The following is an 18,216-nucleotide window of genomic DNA, read 5'->3' on the forward strand; positions in this document are numbered from 1 at the left end:
TGGGAAATCTCGGGCATGCGAGAAGTCGATACCCGCGCTGACGCCGGCCGGCGGTCACCGGCCGGCGCCCTGGCCGGCCCCCGCTCCGGGTCCTAGTCCGGGTCCTGCTCCGGGTCCTGGTCCCGCTCCTGGTCTCGGTTCCGCTCCCGCTCTCGGTTCCGGACCTGGTTCCGTTCCCGCTCCGGGTCCTGGTCTCGTTCCTGATTCCGCTCTCGCTCCGGGGATCGTTCCTGATTCCGGTCCCGATCCTGGTTCCGGTCCTGGTACGGGCGCGGGTGCGCCGGCGGTGGCGGTGGCGGCGGCGCGGTCTTCGGCCGGCAGCCAGTGCCGGCCGGGCTCGTAGTGCAGCCACCCCTCCCGCCGGGCTGTCGCGTCGGCGGTGTCCAGCATCCGGCTGAGGAGCGGATGGCGGTTGTCGCGCCGCCAGACCAGCGACCAGGGATAGAGCGGGGTGGGACCGGCCAGCGGGACCAGCGCCGTGGCCGGGAGCCGGGCGGTCTGGACGTCGGCGTCGATCAGCCAAACGCGGTCGGGATGCGCGTGGATCTGCGCCACCACCTGGTCGAGGGTGGCGACCGCCGGTCCGATGGTCAGGGGGATGCCGAAGTGGTCGCCGAGCGCGCGCAGATAGCCGTCCAGCTCGGTGGCGCCCGCGAGGGCGGGCGTCCAGATCCCGTGGGGGCGCAGGTCGGCCGGGCGCAACGTGGGCCGCGCCGCCAGCGGGTGGCGCCGCGACATCAGCGCGTGGAGGGGCTCCAGCCGCAGCAGCCGGTGGGCCAGGCCGTCGGGCCAGGGGTGGGGCAGGCCGTGCACCCGCCCGAAGGCCACGTCGATCTCGGCGCGCCGCAGTGCCGACAGGGCGGTGCCCAGGCTGTGCCGGGTGCTCAGCTCCAGCGGCAGGTCGCCCAGATCCACGATCAGCTGGCGGAGCAGCGAGGAGGCGGCGATCGGGCGGAAGGTGTCGAGCCGCAGCGGCTGCTGATCGAGCTGCGCCGCGGCCACGATCTCGTCGGCGACGGCCAGGGCCTGCCGCGACAGGGGCAGCAGCCGCCGTCCGAGATCGGTCAGCTCGACGACGTGATGGCCGCGCACGAACAGCGGCCCGCCCAGCGTCGCCTCCAGGCGCCGGATGCGGTGGGACAGGGCCTGCTGGGTGAGGAACAGCCGGCCCGCGGCCCGGCCGAAGTGCAGCTCCTCGGAGGTCGTGACGAAGGCCTGGAGCTGGCGCAGGTCGAGATCCATCCCCAACAAGCTGCAGTGACAAGAACTGCTTGTCAAGGAGGCGAGTTGTTGTTGGACGCCCTGGGACACCAGGCGGTTGAGTGGATCACATGGATGAGGACCTCCGGTCCCGCGGGCCGGCTCAAGACCTGGACGGCACGGCAGACCCGGACGGCACGGCAGACCCGGACGGCACGGCGGCCGCGCCGGATCCACGTCGCTGGCGCGCGCTGGCGGTGCTGGCCCTGGTGCAGTTCATGTTCACCGTGGACAGCTCGATCGTGAACATCGCGCTGCCCTCGGTGCAGCGGGATCTGGGGGCGTCGACGGAGGGCCTGGCCTGGGTGGTCAACGCCTACGTCGTGACCGCGGGCGGGCTGCTGCTGCTCGGCGGGCGGCTGGCCGACCTGTGGGGACGGCGCCGCGTGTTCCTCGCCGGCACCGCGGTGTTCGCGCTGGCGTCGCTGGCCAGCGGTGTCGCGGGGAGCACCGGCATGCTGGTGGCCGGCCGGTTCGGGCAGGGGCTCGGGGAGGCGCTGGCGGCGCCGGCCGCCCTGTCGATGATCGTGCTGATGTTCCCCGACGGCCGTGAGCGGGCCCGTGCCCTGGCGATCTGGGGAGGGCTGAGCGGGCTGGGCGCCACGGCCGGGGTGCTGCTGTCGGGGGCGCTGACGGAGCTGGCCGGCTGGCGCTGGGTCTTCTTCGTCAACCTGCCGGTCGCCGCGGTCGCGTTGCTGCTCGCCCCCCGGCTGGTGGACGCGCGGCCCGGCGCCGGCGGGCGCAGGGTGGACTGGGCGGGCGCGGTGCTCGTCACCGGCGGTCTGATCGCGCTCATCGCCGGCCTGCTCGCGGCCGGCCGCAACGGCTGGGGCGCCCCGGTCGTGCTGCTGCCCCTGGGCGCCGGGCTGGCCGCGCTGGCCGCCTCCGCCGTGGTGGAGACGAGGAGCGCCGCGCCGCTGGTGCCGCCGCGTTTCCTGGCCAGCCGCGTCCGCCTGTCGGCGAACCTGGCGACGATCACGCTGACCAGCGGCATGGCGGCGACCATGTTCCTGCTCACCCTCTACATGCAGAACGTCCTCGGCTACCAGCCGCTGGCCACGGGGCTGGCCTACCTGCCCTTCTGCGTGGCCTTCCTCGCCGGCCTGGCGGCCTCGACCGCGCTCACCGCCAAGCTGGGCACCACGGGCACCATCGGCGCCGGCCTCGTCCTCAGCGCCGCCGGGATGCTGTACGTGGCCGTGCGCATGTCGGTCACCAGCGGCTACGCCGCCGACGTGCTGCCCGCCATGGTGATGATTGCCGCGGGGCTGGGGACCGCCTTCCCCGCGCTGCAGAACGCGGCCCTGCACGGGGTGACCGACGACGACGCGGGGCTCGGCTCGGGGGTGCAGACGACCATGCAGCAGTTGGGCAGCGCCCTCGGCCTGGCCGTCTTCACCGCGGTCGCGATAGGCCGCACCGGCACGGCGCTGGAGGCCGGGCAGTCCTCCCCGGCGGCCGCCGTCAGCGGCTACCAGTGGGCCTTCTACGCCGCGGCGGGCGTGCTGCTCCTGGCCGCCCTGCTGGTGTCGGTGACCGTGCGGCCCGCGCGGGACGCCGGCGCGCGGACGCGGGCCGCGGAGCCCTCCTGACGTCCCCGCCGGCCGTACGGTGCGCTCATCCCGGCGCCAGCCGTACGGTGACGGTCAGGCCGCCGCCCGGACGCGGCACGGCCTCCACCGAGCCGCGGTGGGCCCGGGCGACCGCCCGGACGATCGACAGGCCGAGGCCCGCGCCGGCGGTCGAGCCGGTCCGGTCGCGGTCGAGGCGGCGGAACGGTTCGAAGAGCTCCTCGATCCGGTCGGCGGGGACGACGCGGCCGGTGTTCTCCACGGTGATGACGCTCCCTCGCCGGTCCCGGCCGGTGCGGACGGTGACCAGGGCGCGCCCGTCGTTGTACTTCACCGCGTTGTCGAGCAGGTTACCGATCATCTGTCCCAGCAGCACCGGATCACCGGTCGCCGGGGCCGGGCTCAGGTCCGCCGTGGCCTCCGGCACGGAGGCCAGCGCGCTCCCGGCGAGTTCGGCCAGGTCCACCGGGCGGCGCTCGGTCAGCTCCCGCTCGCTCTGGGCCAGCAGGAGCAGTCCCTCGATGAGCCGTTCCTGGCGGGCGCCGGCGGCCAGCAGTTCGGCGCCGACGGCCCTGATCTCCGCGGGAAGGCCGGGATCGGTCATGGAGACCTGCACCAGCGCCCGGTTGATGGCCAGCGGGGTGCGCAGCTCGTGGGAGGCGTTGGCGACGAAGCGGCGCTGGCTGTCGAAGGCGTGGTCGAGGCGTTCCAGCATGGAGTCGAAGGTGTCGGCCAGGTCGCGGAGCTCGTCGCGGGGGCCGTCCAGGGCGATCCGCTCGTGCAGGGTGCTCTCCGACAGGCGGCGGGCCGCCTCGGTCATCGTGTGCAGCGGGGCCAGCGCCCGGCGGGCCACGATCCACCCGACGGCCAGCCCCGTCACCCCGACGATCACGGTGGCCAGCAGCGACCACTGGACCATCGAGGCCATCACGCTGTCGCGGTACTGGCCCTTGGCGTCGGTGAAGGTCCGCAGGAGGTCACCGTCCCGGGGGAGCGGTACGGCCACGGCCTCCCGGGGCGTCACCCTGACGGGCTGGTGGAGCATCTGCCGGACGACGAAGTAGTTGGCCAGTACGAGCACGAGGCCCGCGGCGGAGAACAGGCTGCCGTAGACCAGGGTCAGGCGGAGCCGTACCGAGATCCGCCGCGCGCTCACAGCCGGTACCCCAGGCCGGTCACCGTCTCCACCACCGGCGGGTCGCCGAGCTTCCTGCGCAGGGTCATCACCGTGACCCGCACCGAGTTGGTGAAGTAGTTGATGTTCTCGTCCCAGGCCTTCTCCAGCAGGTCCTCGGCGCTGACCACGGTGCCCTCGGCGCGCATCAGGATCTCCAGCACCGCGAACTCCTTGGGGCTCAGCGCCACGTACCGGCCGTCGCGGAAGACCTCGTGACGGCCCGGGTCGAGGGTGATGCCCGACCGGCTGAGCACCGGCGGCACCATCTGGGGGGTCCGGCGGGCCAGCGCGCGCAGCCGGGCCACCAGCTCGGGGAAGTCGAAGGGCTTGGGCAGGTAGTCGTCGGCGCCGATCGACAGGCCCTCCACCTTCGACCCGAGGTCCCCGGCGGCGGTCAGCATGATGATCCTGGCCGGGATCCGGGCGGAGACCAGGCGGCGGCAGACCTCGTCGCCGTGGAGCACGGGCAGGTCCCGGTCCAGCACGATCACGTCGTAGTCGTTGACGGCGGCCCGTTCCAGCGCCGCGTCCCCGTCGTGGACCACGTCCACGGCCATGGTCTCCCGGCGCAGACCGGTCGCCACGATGTCGGCGAGCACCCGCTCGTCCTCCACGATGAGCACTCGCATGATCGCAATCCTGGCCGTCCAGGGGTAAACATCGGATAAGCGCCCTCCCTCAGGGCGTGGTGAGGGCGAGGGTGGGGGACATGCGGGCCGCCCGCATCGCGGGATAGATCCCGGCGACCGTCCCCACCAGCAGGGGCGCCGCCAGGCCACCGGCCATGGCCCAGAGCGGGACCACGGCGGGCAGGTCCCGCACGGCGGCGTACCCGACGGTGACCAGCGCCCCCAGCGCCACCCCCGCGGCGCCGCCCATGCCCGACAGGAGCAGCGACTCGGTGAGGAACTGGCCGCGCACCTGGCCCCGGGTGGCGCCGAGCGAGCGGCGCAGACCGATCTCCCCGCGGCGTTCCAGCACCGAGATGACCATGGTGTTGGCCACGCCGACCCCGCCGACCAGCAGCGCCATCGCGCCGACGCCGAGCAGCAGGTCCGTGAACGCCCCCGCGGCCGCGGCCTTCGCGACGAGCCCGTCGGAGGGCCTGCTGACCTCGACCTCCTCGGGATGCTCCGGGTTCACGGTCCTGGGCAGCACCTGGCGCACCTCGCCCACCGCGGCGTCGGAGGAGCGGATGTAGAGCGTGGTGGGGTGGCCGTCGAAGTCCAGGTATCGCCCGGCGGCCTCGGACCCGACGAGCACCGACCGGTCGATCTCCGGTGCCAGCGGGGAGGCGGCCAGCACGCCGGTGACCGTCCACCACCGCCCGCCGATCCACACCTGGTCCCCCACCTCCCGCACGCCGAGCCGCTGGGCCGCCACCGACCCCAGGACCACCGCGCGCTGCGCCCCGGTCGCCCGGTTGAGCCAGACGCCCCGCTCGACGTGGGTCTGGAGCGTGGTGAGCAGGCCGGGCGAGGCCGCCCGGACCCCCAGCCCCCCGGTCTGCTCCCGCGGCACCAGGTCGGTCCGCCAGACGTGCTCGCCGGTGTCACCGGTGGCGGCGGCGCCGGTCACCGGCCCGATCCTGGCGGCCATGGCGACCGCCTCCTCCGGCAGCTCGGCGCTGCCCCCGAGCACGGTCCGCCCGGCGGTGACGGTGAGCAGGTCGGTGCCGAGCCGGTCGAGCTCGTCGAGCAGCCGGGCCTTGCTGGAGGAGGAGATCCCGACGACCGCCACCATGGTCGCGATGCCGATCGCGATGCCCAGCGCCGACAGCAGCACCCGGCCCGGCCGGGTCCTCAGCCCGGAGCCGCCCACCCGCAGCAGGTCCGCCCAGCCGAGCCGGCCGGGGACCAGATCCGGTGCGGTGCGCGCCGTGCCGGGCCGCTCATGTCCGGGCGCCGGGCCGGGCCGCTCATGTCCAAGCGTGGCGTCGTGCCGTCCGTACTCGGGTGCGGCGTCGTGCCGTCCGTACTCGGGTACGGCGTGCGCCCGGCCGGGCCGCTCCCGCCCGGGGGCGTCCGGGCCGGGGCGTCTGTCCTCCGGTACGTGCCGTGTCCGGTTCATGCCGTGCTCCCCGGGTGCGCCCCGCCGCCGGTCTTCCCGCCGGTCTTCCCGCCCGCGTCGATGTCGGTCCTCTCGTCGGTGACGATCAGGCCGTCGCGCAGCCTGACCCGGCGCGGGGCGGCCGCGGCCACCTCGTCGTCGTGGGTGATGATCGCCACGGTGGTGCCGGAGGCGTTGAGCTCGCGCAGGATCGTCAGCACGGCGTGGCCGGAGGCGGTGTCGAGGTTGCCGGTCGGCTCGTCGGCCAGCAGCAGCGACGGCTCGCCGGCCACGGCCCTGGCCACCGCGACCCGCTGGCGCTCCCCGCCGGACAGCTCGCCGGGCCGGTGCCCCAGCCGGTGGCCGAGGCCGACCCGCCTGAGCGCCTCGGCGGCCCGTTCCCGCCGCTCCCGGCGTGGGGCTCCGCCGTACAGCATGCCGTCGGCGACGTTGTCGAGCGCGGCGACCCCGGCGGCCAGATGGAACTGCTGGAAGACGAACCCGATGCGCCGGGCGCGCAGCGCCGACAGCTGCCGGTCCGACAGCGCCCCCACGTCGTGCCCGGCGATGCGGACGGTCCCGGCGGAGGGGCGGTCGAGGGTGCCGATCAGGTGCAGCATGGTCGACTTCCCCGACCCGGAGGGGCCGACGATCGCCACGAGTTCGCCGGGGAGGACGCGCAGGTCCACGCCGCGCAGCGCGCGCACCCCGCCGGGATAGATCTTCTCCGCCCCCGACAGCTCGATCACCGGGGCGGGCGGGCCGGTGGTGCCCGCGGGGTCGAAGGTGGAGTCGGGCCGGTGGCTCATGACTGCGGCACCTCGACCTTCATGCCCTCGGCGAGACCGGCGCCGGACACCTCGACGCGGCCGGAGGCGTACAGGCCGGTCTCGACCGCGACGGTGCGGTGATCGGCCAGGCGCAGGCCGTAGCCTCCCTCGCGGAGGGCCAGCAGCGCCTCGACCGGGACGGAGAGCACGTCCCGGCGGTGCTCGCCGCGGAGGTTCACCGTGACGGGGGCCTGGTCGAGGCGGCCGAGCTTCCGGGGATCGGCCAGGGTGACCTCAAGGTCGATCGTGGAGGCGCCGGTCGGCCGGCCGCCGTCCATCTCGGGCTCGGCGACCGTGCCGACCGAGGTGATCCGGCCCCTGGCCGGGCCGCCGGGCAGCTCCACCGTCACCGGGGCGCCGATCCTGGCGAGCTGCTGGTCGGCCGAGTCGAGGTCGATGTGGACGATCCGGCGGGTGCTGGTCGTGGTCACCACCGACCGGCCCGCGGCGGTCCCGGGCTCCGCGGTGACCTCGGCGATCCGCAGCCTCCCGGAGGCGACCACGACCTGGGCCGCGTCGACCGACCCGGTCTCCGGCAGGCCCGCGGCGTCCTGCCACCGCCGTACGGCCCGCGCGGTCAGCCAGGAGAAGTCGCCGTCCACCGTGCCGGGGTCGTGGCCGAGGGCCTTGAGGTTGCGCTCCAGCTGCTCGACGTCCTTGCCGCTGGAACCGGAGGACAGCGTGCGGTACATCGGGATGTCGCCGTACATCAGGATCACCGGCCTGCCGTCCACCCGGTAGAGCCAGCCGCCGCGCCCCACCGTGGACCCCTGCTCCCTGACCCTGGTGACCGTGCCGTCCGCGTGGTTGGGCAGCCTGCGGCGGCCCGAGTAGCCGAGCGTGCCGTCGACGGCCTCGGCGTCGGCCAGGTCGGAGCGGGTGATCTCGGCGGTCGCCACGGGGGCGGCGGAGGCCGCGGCGGGGGCGTCCTGCCGGCCGGTCAGCGTGAGCGCCGCCACGCCGCCGCCGGCGAGCAGGACGGCCCCGGCGGCCCCGGCGATGACCCTGCCGTGTCTCAAGGCCGCTTCCCCGATCCGGGCAGGTGCTCACGGCAGATCTCCATCGCCTTCTCGGTCTCAGGAGAGTTGAGATTCATCCTATTTCCGCCTAAACGAACCCTTCCATCGGAAAAGTCAGGATCCTTCATGTCGATGCCGTTCTCCCGCATGCAGCGGGCGTACTTCAGCAAGGCGTTCTGGACCGCGGGGTCGGCCGCCGCCCTCTTCTTCTGACCGGCTGGACCGTATTTCTCGCAGGCCCTGGAGGCCCTGTCCAGGCTGTCCTTGTCGACCTCCCCGCGGAGCGTCACGGCGTCGCTGCCCGGCTCCGGGTCGGGCATGTCGACGCCGTTCTCCCGCATGCACCGGGCGAACCTCAGCCCGTCCGGCTGGGCCGGTGCCGCCGGGGCGGCCGAGGACGTGGCGCCTCCCGCGGAGGCGATCCCGGGCTCCGGGCTCTGCCCGCACCCGCTCACCGCGGCGGCCGAGACGATCGCCGCCACCACCAGAACTGTTCTCATCGCGATTCCCTCCCTGTCGCCACAGATATTGCGAGAACCCTGTTAAACACTCTTTAAGCGGATCCGTTTAACCGGTCTTTATCCCCGGGGCCGTGGCGGGAGCGGGCGATCTTCACCCTTCCGATGTGTAATGCTTGGGCAAAGCGGTGCATACGAGGGGTCGGCGATGCCGGAGATCAGACCGCTGCGGCCCGGGGATCCGCCGCAGTTGGGGGACTACACGCTCCAGGGCAGGCTGGGGGAGGGCGGTCAGGGGGTCGTCTACCTCGGGGAGTCCGCCGACGGGGGACGCGCCGCCATCAAGCTGCTGCACGTGCGCTTCACCGGCGAGGCCCACGCGCGCTCCCGCTTCGCGCGCGAGCTCGCCGCGGCCCGGCGGGTGGAGGCGTTCTGCACCGCCCGGGTCCTCGCCGCCGACCTCGACGGCGAGACGCCCTACATCGCGAGCGAGCTGATCGACGGGCCCTCGCTGCGCCAGGTGGTCGAGCGCGACGGACCGCTGAGCGGTGACGCGCTCAGCCGGCTCGCCATCGGCACGGCCACCGCGCTGACCGCGATCCACCACGCCGGGATCGCCCACCGCGATCTGAAACCGGACAACGTGCTGCTGGCCGCGGACGGCCCCCGGGTCGTCGACTTCGGCATCGCGAAGATCATCGACGAGAGCGGGACGATCACCACCCGCGCGGTCGGGACCCCGGCCTACATGGCGCCCGAGCAGATCGCCGAGGAGCGTGTCGGCCTGCCCGCCGACGTGTTCGCCTGGGCCTCGACCATGGTCTTCACCGCCACCGGCAAGGCGCCCTTCGGCGGTGACACGATCGTGGCGACGCTCAACCGCGTCATCAACCACGAAGCCGACCTGAGCGCCCTCCCCGAGGACCTGCGCCCGACCGTCGCCGCCTGCCTGAACAAGGACCAGCGGCTCCGGCCCACCGCCGACGAGGTGCTCAAACGCCTGCTCGGCCATCCGGTGGACGAGGCCCAGGTCTCCGAGGAGGTGCTGGCCGAGGGCGTCCAGGCCGCCACGGTCGACCTGACCCGGGTGGAGCGGCGGACCCCGGCCCGGCGCCGCCGCCGGACCGTCGCCGCGGCCGTGGCCGTGGTCCTCGGCGCGGCGGCCGCCTTCCTGGCCGTCCAGTCCGGCCCCATCTCCGGCTGGGGCGCCGCCGCCTCGCCGAGCCCGGCCGCCTCCACCCCGGCCCCGGCGGCCTCCACCGGCTCGCCCCTGCTCGACCGGATCAGGGCCGGCGGCGTGCTCAGGGTCGGCTACCGCGACGGCTTCCCCGGCGTCTCGCTGGGCGTGCCGCCCACCGGGTTCGAGATCGACGTGGCCGAATACATCGCCAGGGCCCTGAAGGTGCCCGAGGGCAGGGTCAGATATGTGCCCGTGGGCTACGCCGCCCGGGAGGCGGCGGTCGAGCGGGGCAAGGTGGACCTCGTGGTCGCCAACCTCTCGATCGACAGCGCCGACCGCGGCCGGATCGCCTTCGCCGGACCGTACTACCTGGCCCACCGCGACGTGCTCGTCCGGGCGGGCTCCAAGATCTCCAAGGTCGAGCACCTGCGCGGCAAGCGGCTCTGCCTGGCCCCCGGCCAGACCACCAGCTCCCTGATCAGGGACAGGGGCGTCAGGTTCGTCGCCGTCCGCGACGCCGACACCTCCAAGTGCGCCACCCGGGTGGCCGACGGCAGCGCCGACGCCCTGCCCGGCGACGACGTGCTGATCGCCGGGTTCGGCGCCCGCCTGCGCGGAGCGGGACTCAAGATCGCCGGGATCCGGCTCACCGCCGAGCGGTACGGCGTGGCGCTGAGAGCCGGCGACCCCGGGGCCTGCCGGGCGATCAACGCGGCGATCGGGTCCATGTACGCCGACGGGACCATGCGGACGCTGCTCGAACGCCACTTCGGCAGGGTCGGCTTCCGCTCCGAGACCGAGCTGCCCGAGCTGGAGACCTGCCGGTAGCGGGGCAGGCGGCCGGGCGGCCCCGCCCGGCGGGACCGCCCCCATCGGTCAGGACGCGGGACAGGTCGTGCCCTTGGCGGGAGTCTTCCCGCCGAGCAGGTAGCCGTCGATGACCTTCTTCACGCACGCGTCGCCCGACAGGTAGGCGCCGTGGCCCTCGCCCTTGTAGGTGACCAGCACGCCGGTCGTGAGCTCCGAGGTCATCTTCGGCGCCCACTCGTACGGCGTGGCGGGGTCGCCCGTGCCGCCGACCACCACGATCGGCGCGGAGCCGGTGGCGTTGACCTTCCTGGCCTCGTCGCTGCCCGGGACCGGCCATGCCCGGCAGATGATCCCCAGCCCCGCGCTGCCGAACAGCGGCGAGATCTTCAACGCCGCGGCCTCCACCTTGACCAGCTCCTCGGAGGTCGGCCGTTCGGCGGTGTCCGCGCAGCTGATGGCCGGGAAACTGCTCATCAGGGTCGAGTAGGACCCGTCGGGCCTGCGGCCGTTGTAGCTGTCGGCCAGCGACAGCAGGAGCCGGCCGTCGCCCTTGAACCCCTGGGCCAGGGCCTGCTCCAGCAGCGGCCAGGTCAGGTTGGAGTACAGCGCGGCGGCGACACCGGTGCTGGCCAGGCCCTGGGTGAGCGAGCGGTTGCCCACCGGCAGCGGCCGGTTGTCCAGCTCGTCCAGGAAGTTGTCGACGTTCTTGTTGGCGATGGTCGCGTCGGCGCCGAGCTCGCACTGGCCCCGGTCCTTGACGCAGTCCTTCAGGAAGGACTCGTAGGCCTGCTGGAACCCGGAGGTCTGCACCAGCGTGCGCTGCTTCAGGGTGACGCTGGGGTCGAGCGGGGCGTCCAGCACGAAACGCCCCACGTTCTTGGCGAACTTCGTCGCGTAGACCGCGCCGAGCTGCGTGCCGTACGAGATGCCGAAGTAGTTGAGCTGCCTGTCGCCCAGCGCCGCGCGGAGCCGGTCCATGTCCTGGGCGGCGTTCACCGTGCCGACGTAGGGCAGGACCTTGCCGGAGGTCTGCTCGCAGGCGGTGGCGAACTCCTTGATGATCTTGTCCATCGCGGCCCGCTCCGCCGGGGTGGTGGCCACGCTGTCCATCGAGGTGAACCGGTCCATCACCTTGCTGTCGCCGCACTTGACGCCGGCGCTGCGCTCCACCCCGCGCGGGTCGAAGCTGACCAGGTCGTAGCGGGTGCGCAGGGTGCTGAAGACCTTGACGGCCTGGGCCAGGGTGTCGACGCCGGACCCGCCGGGACCTCCGAAGTTGAAGACCAGGGAGCCGATCCGCTCGCCGGGGCCGGTGGCCCTGACCCTGATCACGGCCATCTCCAGCGTCTCGCCGTCCGGGCTGGCGTAGTCGAGGGGGACCTTGAGCTTGCCGCACTGCAGGTTGGGGTCGGGTTTGGCCGGAGCCTGCCCGCCGGGGCGCTCGATGTCGGTGCACGGGCCCCAGGCGATCGGGTCCGACGTCCCGGCCGCGTTGTGGGCGGAGGCCGGTGCCTGGGGGGCGCCGGAGGCGCGGTGGCCGTCCGCCGCGGTGCCGCCGCTGCAGGCGGTCAGCGCTGTGGACAGGACCGCCGTCACGGTGGCGGCCGTCAAGACTTTTCGCACGTGGTGCTCCCCTCGGATCGTTCGCCGGGGGAAGCGATTCAACACTAACCGGGCGGGGCCTTCCAAAGAAGGGACCCGCCCGGCAGGGATCACAGCCCCATGGACTGCGTGTCGTTGCTCTCGGCGCCGCCTGCCTCGGTGACGCCGTTCTTGAGGTGGTACTTGGCGATCGCGTCGTTCAGCACCCTGGAGTCGAGCTCGCCCCGCTTGACGAGCTGGGTGAGCACGGCGAGCGTGATCGAGGCCGCGTCCACGTGGAAGTGGCGGCGCAGCGCCGACCGGGTGTCCGACAGGCCGAAGCCGTCGGTGCCGAGCGAGGTCCAGTCACCCGGGACCCACTGGGCGATCTGGTCCTGGACCGCGCGCATGTAGTCGCTGACGCCCACGAACGGCCCCTGGGCCGCCGACAGCGCCTGGGTCACGTACGGCACGCGCTGCTCGGCGTCGGGGTTGAGCATGTTGTGCTCCTCGGCGGCCAGCGCCTCGCGGCGCAGCTCCGCCCAGGAGGTGGCCGACCACACCTCGGCCGCCACGCCCCACTCCTCGGCCAGCATCCGCTGGGCCTCCATGGCCCACGGACCGGCGACGCCCGATACCAGGATGTTGGCCTTCGGGCCCGCGGCGGCCGGCGCCGCGGCGAACCGGTAAAGGCCCTTGAGCAGGCCCTCCACGTCCAGGTCGGCGGGCTCGGCCGGCTGCGGGTAGGGCTCGTTGTAGACGGTCAGGTAGTAGAAGACGTTCTCCGGCTGCTCGCCGTACATCCTCCGCAGGCCGTCCTTGATGATGTGGGCCACCTCGAAGCCCCACGACGGGTCGTAGGAGACCGCCGCCGGGTTCGTCGAGGCGATCAGCGGGGTGTGACCGTCCTCGTGCTGCAGGCCCTCACCGTTCAGGGTGGTGCGGCCGGCGGTGGCGCCGAGCAGGAAGCCCCGGCCCATCTGGTCGGCGAGCTGCCACATCTGGTCGGCGGTGCGCTGCCAGCCGAACATCGAGTAGAAGATGTAGATCGGGATCATGTGCTCGCCGTGCGTGGCGTACGCCGAGCCCACCGCGATCGTCGAGGCCATCGAGCCCGACTCGCTGATGCCCTCGTGCAGGATCTGACCCTCGGTCGACTCCTTGTAGGACAGCAGCAGCTCGCGGTCCACGGCGTCGTAGGTCTGGCCGTGCGGCGAGTAGATCTTGGCGGTCGGGAAGATCGCGTCGAGACCGAAGGTGCGGGCCTCGTCCGGGATGATCGGCACGAACCGGTGGCCGATCTCCTTGTCGCGCATGAGGTCCTTCAGCAGGCGGACGAACGCCATGGTGGTGGCGACGTTCTGCTTGCCGGAGCCCTTCTTGAGCTGCGCGAAGGCGGCGTCGCCGGGGAGCTTGACCGGCTTGGCGCGGACCACGCGCTTGGGCAGGAAGCCGCCCAGGGCCGCGCGGCGCTCCTTCATGTATTCGATCTCGGGGTCGTTCTCGCCCGGGTGGAAGTAGGGCGGCAGGTCGCCCTCGAGCGCGGAGTCGGGGATCGGCAGGTAGAGCCGGTCGCGGAACTCCTTGAGGTCGGCCTTGGACATCTTCTTCATCTGGTGCGTCGCGTTGCGCGCCTCGAAGTCCTTGCCCAGCGTCCAGCCCTTGATGGTCTGGGCGAGGATGACCGTCGGCTGGCCGACGTGCTCGCGGGCCGCCTTGTAGGCCGCGTAGACCTTGCGGTAGTCGTGGCCGCCGCGCGACAGCTTGCGGATGTCCTCGTCCGACAGGTGCTCGACCATCTTGCGCAGGCGCGGGTCGCCGCCGAAGAAGTTCTCGCGGATGTATTCGCCGCTCTCGACGGAGTAGGTCTGGAACTGACCGTCGGGGACGGTGTTCATCTTGTTGACCAGCACGCCGTCGACGTCGGCCGCCAGCAGCGGGTCCCAGTCGCGGCCCCAGACGACCTTGATGACGTTCCAGCCGGCGCCCCGGAAGTAGGACTCCAGCTCCTGGATGATCTTTCCGTTGCCGCGCACGGGGCCGTCGAGGCGCTGCAGGTTGCAGTTGATGACGAAGGTGAGGTTGTCGAGCTCCTCGCGGGCGGCCAGGCCGATCGCGCCGAGCGACTCCGGCTCGTCCATCTCGCCGTCGCCGAGGTAACACCAGACGTGGCTGCGGCTGGTGTCCTTGATCTTCCGGTTCAGCAGGTAGCGGTTGAACCGGGCCTGGTAGATCGCGCCGATCGGGCCGAGGCCCATGGAGACCGTGGGGAACTCCCAGAAGTCCGGCATCAGGCGCGGGTGCGGGTAGGAGGGCAGGCCCTTGAAGCCGTGCGACAGCTCCTGCCGGAAGGCGTCGAGCTGGCCCTCGTTGAGGCGGCCCTCCAGGAACGCCCTGGCGTAGATGCCCGGCGCGGCGTGGCCCTGGATGAAGACCTGGTCGCCGGACTCGCCGTGGTCCTTGCCGCGGAAGAAGTGGTTGAAGCCCACCTCGTAGAGTGACGCGGCCGAGGCGTAGGTCGCGATGTGGCCGCCGACGTTGGTGCGGGCGTTGGCCCGGGTCACCATGACGGCCGCGTTCCACCGGATGTAGGCGCGGATCCGGCGCTCGACGTATTCGTCGCCAGGGAACCAGGGCTCTCGCTCCGGGGGGATGGTATTGATGTAGTCGGTGCTGCGCAGGCCGGGGACCCCGACCTGGTGTTCGCGGGCCCGCTCCAACAGGCGAAGCATCAAATAACGGGCCCGAGTGCGACCTTCCGTCTTGATGACGTTGTCGAGCGACTCGAGCCACTCCTGGGTCTCGCTGGGGTCGACATCAGGGAGCTGGCTGGGTAGGCCGTCGCTGATGACCGAGAAACGCTGGCGTCCGGAAGCCACTGGGTCTCGCCTTCCGAGGATGGACTTTTGTCTGGTGTAGGTCGTCTTCCATCCTGGTCTCTTACCCCGGAAAGTGCATCTCTACTGACCGGTAACCAGGAAGTCCCTGCTGGCAGGGGGGTAGATGTGGCCTAGACCACCGATGGTAGGACGAATTGCCACCAAAGGTTACATCCATCTCCCCTTTTTCTGGAGGCCCGGGTCAAGGGCTTCTGGGGGCTGATCCGCGCGGCTCCGGGAGCCCCTGTACGCGGCCGGTCCGTGCTCGGTCCGTGCCCGGTTTCTCGCTGGTTCCGTGCCGGTTCCGCGCCTGGTGAAGAGCCCGGTGAAGAAAGGCCGTCGACGCGGGTGGCGGCCGGTCCGCCCGGGTGTGCGGCGCGCTCCGGCGGCGGGTGCGGCCCGTCCCGCGGCACACGGACCGCGCGTGGTCGTCGTCCCAGCTCAGGATGGATCGTAGGATCGGGTATGTGAGATCTCAGACAATCGAGGTGGTAACGGGTTCCCGCGAGCGGGTGCACGACATCACCTCCGAGTGCGAGAGCTTCGTCCGGTCGTGCGGAGGAGACGGTCTGCTGAACGTCTTCGTGCCGCACGCGACCGCGGGGATCGCGCTGATCGAGCTCGGCTCGGGCAGTGACGACGACCTGATCGCGGCCTTGCAGGACCTGCTTCCGGCCGACGAGAGATGGAGGCATGCGCACGGATCCAGAGGGCATGGACGGTCGCATGTCATGCCGGCTCTCATTCCTCCGTACGCAACCGTCCCGGTCCTGTCCGGGCGGCTCGCGCTGGGCACCTGGCAGTCCATCGCCGTTGTGGATCTCAACATCGACAATCGGGAACGCCAGGTCCGTTTGTCATTTTTGTCGGACTAATTCATACGTAGCCCAGTCGTTGCCGTGGCGACCGTTGACGACTAAGGGTCACAGCGTGTGGACTGTGCCGAAGCACTTTGAGCACCGTGTAATCGCGGGGCCATTCAAGCAGGAGGGACAAACGTGAGCGCGACCGCGGGTCAGGCGCAGGGCGAACGCAGCCTGGCCGAACGACTCGGTCTCAAGCCGGGTCAGGTGGTGCAGGAGATCGGATGGGACGAGGACGCCGATGACGATCTGCGCGACTCCATCGAGGAACTGACCGGCAACGAACTGGTCGATGAGGACTTCGAAGACGTCGTCGACATCGTGCTGCTGTGGTGGCGCGACGGCGACGGTGATCTGTTCGACGCCCTGAGCGGCGTGTTGACCAACCTGAGCGAGGGGGGCCAGATCTGGCTGCTCACCCCCAAGGCGGGGCGGGAGGGGCACGTGGAGCCGAGCGACATCGGGGAAGACTCCACGACGGCGGGTCTGTCGCAGACCAGCAGCATCAGTGCCGCCCCCGACTGGTCGGGGACGAGGCTGGCCACGCCTCGGGCGCGCCGCTGAGGGTCCCGCCCTGCCGTACGGCTCGCGCGAGCCGTACGGCAGGATGATGACGCTTGCCCGTCATCCGATGAAAGGACCTGTGGACATGGCAGTCGAGGTGGGGGCCCCGGCTCCGGACTTCGAGCTGAAGGATCAGCACGGCGCTCCGGTCAAGCTCTCGGACTACCGGGGTAAAAAGGTCGTGCTGATCTTCTATCCCCTCGCGTTCAGCGGCGTCTGTCACGGTGAGCTCTGCGCGATCCGCGACGAGTTCATCGCCACCGCGCCCGAGGACGTCCAGGTGGTGACCGTCTCGGTCGACTCGATGTTCACCCATCGGGCCTGGGCGGACCAGGAGGGCTACACCTTCCCCCTGCTCTCCGACTTCTGGCCGCACGGACAGGTCGCCCAGGCGTACGGTGTGTTCGATGAGGAGAAGGGGCTCGCCACACGGGGCACCTTCATCATCGACGGCGAGGGCGTGGTCCGCTGGAGTGTCGTGAACCCGATCCCGGTGGCACGCGACATCGCCGAGTACCGCAAGGTGCTCGCCGAACTTTCCTGAGCGGTGATCCGGCGGACGCTCATGAGGCGTCCGCCGGTCTCGACCTTCCGGAGGCGATCATGCCCTGCTTCTCCTGCGGGGCCAGGCAGACCGATCCGGTCCGTGGCGCCAGCCCGTGGAAGCGCGGGGTGCGCCACGAGACGCAGGTGCTCATCTGCCCGGACTGCCAGCGCACGCACGACCTCGACCTCGACACGTGCTCCGGGTGCGGATCCATGGCGCTCATCTGCCGGCTCGGCGAGGTGGAGTGCCGCTCCTGCGGGGCGGTACGGCTGGCCCGGGCCGGTGAGCAGCTCGCCGAGTCCTGCGCGCCCGGCCTGTCGGACGAGGTCGAGGCCGCGCTGAACCGTGTCCTGGGCCGGGTTCATTAATGCTCATAAATCGGCTTTAAGTGCATTTATGAGCTTGGGGAGTGATCTGTCGTTCTTCCCATGCGCTAGGGTCGGGCTCGGCCCCGCCCCTTCGACCTGCTGGATGCGTGCATGAGCTCCTTCGTTGTGGCCCTTGACGTCGGCGGCACCTCGATGAAGGGCGGTCTCGTCACCCGCTCGGGCGAGGTCGTTCTCACCGACCGCCGGGCGACCCCGCGCGACGAAGGACCCGCCGCCGTCGTCGGGACGATCCGGTCCTTCATCGACGACCTCGCCGCCGCGGGCGGCGGCGCCCCGGCGGGGGTCGGCCTGGCCGTGCCGGGCCTCGTCACCGCCGACACGGCGCTCTACTCCGCCAACATCGGCTGGCGCGACGTCCCGGCCGCGGACTTCGTCCCGCTCGACGTGCCCGTCATGCTCGGCCACGACGTGCGCACCGGCGGCCTGGCCGAGAGCGTGCTCGGCGCCGGCCGCGAGGTCTCCGACTTCCTCTTCCTGCCCATCGGGACGGGCATCGCCGGTGCCGTGATCCTCGGCGGCGAGCCGTACGGCGGGACCGCCGGATGGGGCGGTGAGATCGGTCACATCCCGGTCTTCCCCGCCGGGGAGGTGTGCGCCTGCGGCCAGATCGGCTGCCTGGAGACCTACGCCTCGGCCTCCGCGGTGGGCCGCCGCTACTCCGCCCGGGCCGCCTCACCCGCCACGGCCGAACAGGTCGCCGCGCTGACCGTCTCAGGCGACCCGCTGGCCGTGGAGGTGTGGGGGGAGGCGGTCGAGGCCCTGTCCCTCGCCCTGGCCACCTACACGCTGCTGCTGGACCCCTCCGCGATCGTCCTGGGCGGCGGCCTGGCCGAAGCGGGCCCCCTCCTGTCCGACCCGCTGGCCGAGCGCCTCCGCGGCCGTCTGACCTTCCGCGACGCCCCGCCCCTCCGCCCGGCCGCCCTGGGCGTCAACGCGGGCATGCTCGGCGCGGCCCTCCTCGGCTGGCGCGCCGCCGGAATCCCCGACGCCGGCGCCACATGGTCGTTGGATGTGCTGAAATCCCCCCGCGTGGCGTAAG

The 18,216-nt window shown here is 72.1% G+C and carries 16 protein-coding genes; 7 read left to right on the plus strand and 9 right to left on the minus strand.

Annotation, left to right across the window (positions count from 1 at the left end):
• Nucleotides 1–54: 54 nt before the first annotated feature.
• On the minus strand, nucleotides 55–1,242 hold the full coding sequence (locus tag ACWDS7_RS20705) for a LysR family transcriptional regulator (protein ID WP_451930586.1): 1,188 nt from the start codon (nucleotides 1,240–1,242) through the stop codon (nucleotides 55–57).
• Between the two features lie 89 nt (nucleotides 1,243–1,331).
• Here ACWDS7_RS20705 and ACWDS7_RS20710 point away from each other — a divergent pair, with 89 nt between their 5' ends.
• Nucleotides 1,332–2,852, plus strand: a complete 1,521-nt coding sequence (locus ACWDS7_RS20710) for an MFS transporter (RefSeq protein WP_451930587.1) — start codon at nucleotides 1,332–1,334, stop codon at nucleotides 2,850–2,852.
• Between the two features lie 25 nt (nucleotides 2,853–2,877).
• Here ACWDS7_RS20710 and ACWDS7_RS20715 read toward each other — a convergent pair whose 3' ends face one another.
• The 6 genes from ACWDS7_RS20715 to ACWDS7_RS20740 are packed head-to-tail and all read right to left on the minus strand — an operon-like array spanning nucleotide 2,878 to nucleotide 8,406.
• Nucleotides 2,878–3,987 (minus strand): sensor histidine kinase, encoded by a 1,110-nt coding sequence (locus ACWDS7_RS20715; protein ID WP_451930588.1) that lies wholly within the window; start codon nucleotides 3,985–3,987, stop codon nucleotides 2,878–2,880.
• A complete protein-coding gene (locus tag ACWDS7_RS20720) occupies nucleotides 3,984–4,637 on the minus strand; it encodes a response regulator transcription factor (RefSeq protein ID WP_451930589.1) in 654 nt (217 codons plus the stop codon). Before ACWDS7_RS20720 ends, ACWDS7_RS20715 begins: the two co-directional genes overlap by 4 nt.
• Nucleotides 4,638–4,686: 49 nt before the next feature.
• Complete coding sequence (locus ACWDS7_RS20725; RefSeq protein WP_451930590.1) at nucleotides 4,687–6,078, minus strand: ABC transporter permease; 1,392 nt, start codon at nucleotides 6,076–6,078, stop codon at nucleotides 4,687–4,689.
• Nucleotides 6,075–6,866, minus strand: a complete 792-nt coding sequence (locus tag ACWDS7_RS20730; RefSeq protein WP_451930591.1) for an ABC transporter ATP-binding protein — start codon at nucleotides 6,864–6,866, stop codon at nucleotides 6,075–6,077. The genes ACWDS7_RS20725 and ACWDS7_RS20730 overlap by 4 nt, the downstream gene beginning before the upstream one ends.
• A complete protein-coding gene (locus ACWDS7_RS20735) occupies nucleotides 6,863–7,906 on the minus strand; it encodes a peptidoglycan-binding protein (protein ID WP_451930592.1) in 1,044 nt (347 codons plus the stop codon). The genes ACWDS7_RS20730 and ACWDS7_RS20735 overlap by 4 nt, the downstream gene beginning before the upstream one ends.
• A complete protein-coding gene (locus tag ACWDS7_RS20740) occupies nucleotides 7,903–8,406 on the minus strand; it encodes a hypothetical protein (protein ID WP_451930593.1) in 504 nt (167 codons plus the stop codon). Before ACWDS7_RS20740 ends, ACWDS7_RS20735 begins: the two co-directional genes overlap by 4 nt.
• A gap of 166 nt (nucleotides 8,407–8,572) precedes the next feature.
• On the opposite strand from ACWDS7_RS20740, the gene ACWDS7_RS20745 reads away from it, so the two are divergent.
• Nucleotides 8,573–10,372 (plus strand): bifunctional serine/threonine-protein kinase/glutamate ABC transporter substrate-binding protein, encoded by a 1,800-nt coding sequence (locus ACWDS7_RS20745; protein WP_451930594.1) that lies wholly within the window; start codon nucleotides 8,573–8,575, stop codon nucleotides 10,370–10,372.
• 48 nt (nucleotides 10,373–10,420) lie between these two features.
• Here the strand turns inward: ACWDS7_RS20745 and ACWDS7_RS20750 are convergent, their stop codons facing one another.
• Nucleotides 10,421–11,977, minus strand: coding sequence for an alpha/beta hydrolase (locus ACWDS7_RS20750; protein ID WP_451930595.1), 1,557 nt, complete (start codon nucleotides 11,975–11,977; stop codon nucleotides 10,421–10,423).
• 89 nt (nucleotides 11,978–12,066) lie between these two features.
• Nucleotides 12,067–14,814 (minus strand): pyruvate dehydrogenase (acetyl-transferring), homodimeric type, encoded by a 2,748-nt coding sequence (gene aceE / locus ACWDS7_RS20755; RefSeq protein WP_370879706.1) that lies wholly within the window; start codon nucleotides 14,812–14,814, stop codon nucleotides 12,067–12,069.
• 467 nt (nucleotides 14,815–15,281) lie between these two features.
• Here aceE and ACWDS7_RS20760 point away from each other — a divergent pair, with 467 nt between their 5' ends.
• The 5 genes from ACWDS7_RS20760 (at nucleotide 15,282) to ACWDS7_RS20780 (ending at nucleotide 18,215) form a co-directional block, all read left to right on the plus strand.
• Entirely contained in the window at nucleotides 15,282–15,689 is a 408-nt protein-coding gene (locus tag ACWDS7_RS20760; protein WP_451930596.1) for a secondary thiamine-phosphate synthase enzyme YjbQ, read from the plus strand.
• 123 nt (nucleotides 15,690–15,812) lie between these two features.
• A complete protein-coding gene (locus tag ACWDS7_RS20765; protein ID WP_306867013.1) occupies nucleotides 15,813–16,241 on the plus strand; it encodes a DUF3052 domain-containing protein in 429 nt (142 codons plus the stop codon).
• Between the two features lie 85 nt (nucleotides 16,242–16,326).
• Complete coding sequence (locus ACWDS7_RS20770; RefSeq protein ID WP_451930597.1) at nucleotides 16,327–16,785, plus strand: peroxiredoxin; 459 nt, start codon at nucleotides 16,327–16,329, stop codon at nucleotides 16,783–16,785.
• A 59-nt stretch (nucleotides 16,786–16,844) separates the two neighbouring features.
• Nucleotides 16,845–17,156: a hypothetical protein gene (locus ACWDS7_RS20775; RefSeq protein ID WP_451930598.1), complete on the plus strand. Its 312-nt coding sequence runs from the start codon at nucleotides 16,845–16,847 to the stop codon at nucleotides 17,154–17,156.
• A 111-nt stretch (nucleotides 17,157–17,267) separates the two neighbouring features.
• The gene (locus ACWDS7_RS20780) at nucleotides 17,268–18,215 is read left to right on the plus strand and encodes an ROK family protein (protein WP_306867022.1); all 948 of its coding nucleotides are present in this window, start codon (nucleotides 17,268–17,270) and stop codon (nucleotides 18,213–18,215) included.
• The last annotated feature ends 1 nt before the right edge of the window (nucleotide 18,216 follow it).

It is taken from the genome of Streptosporangium sp. NPDC003464, from assembly GCF_053588315.1.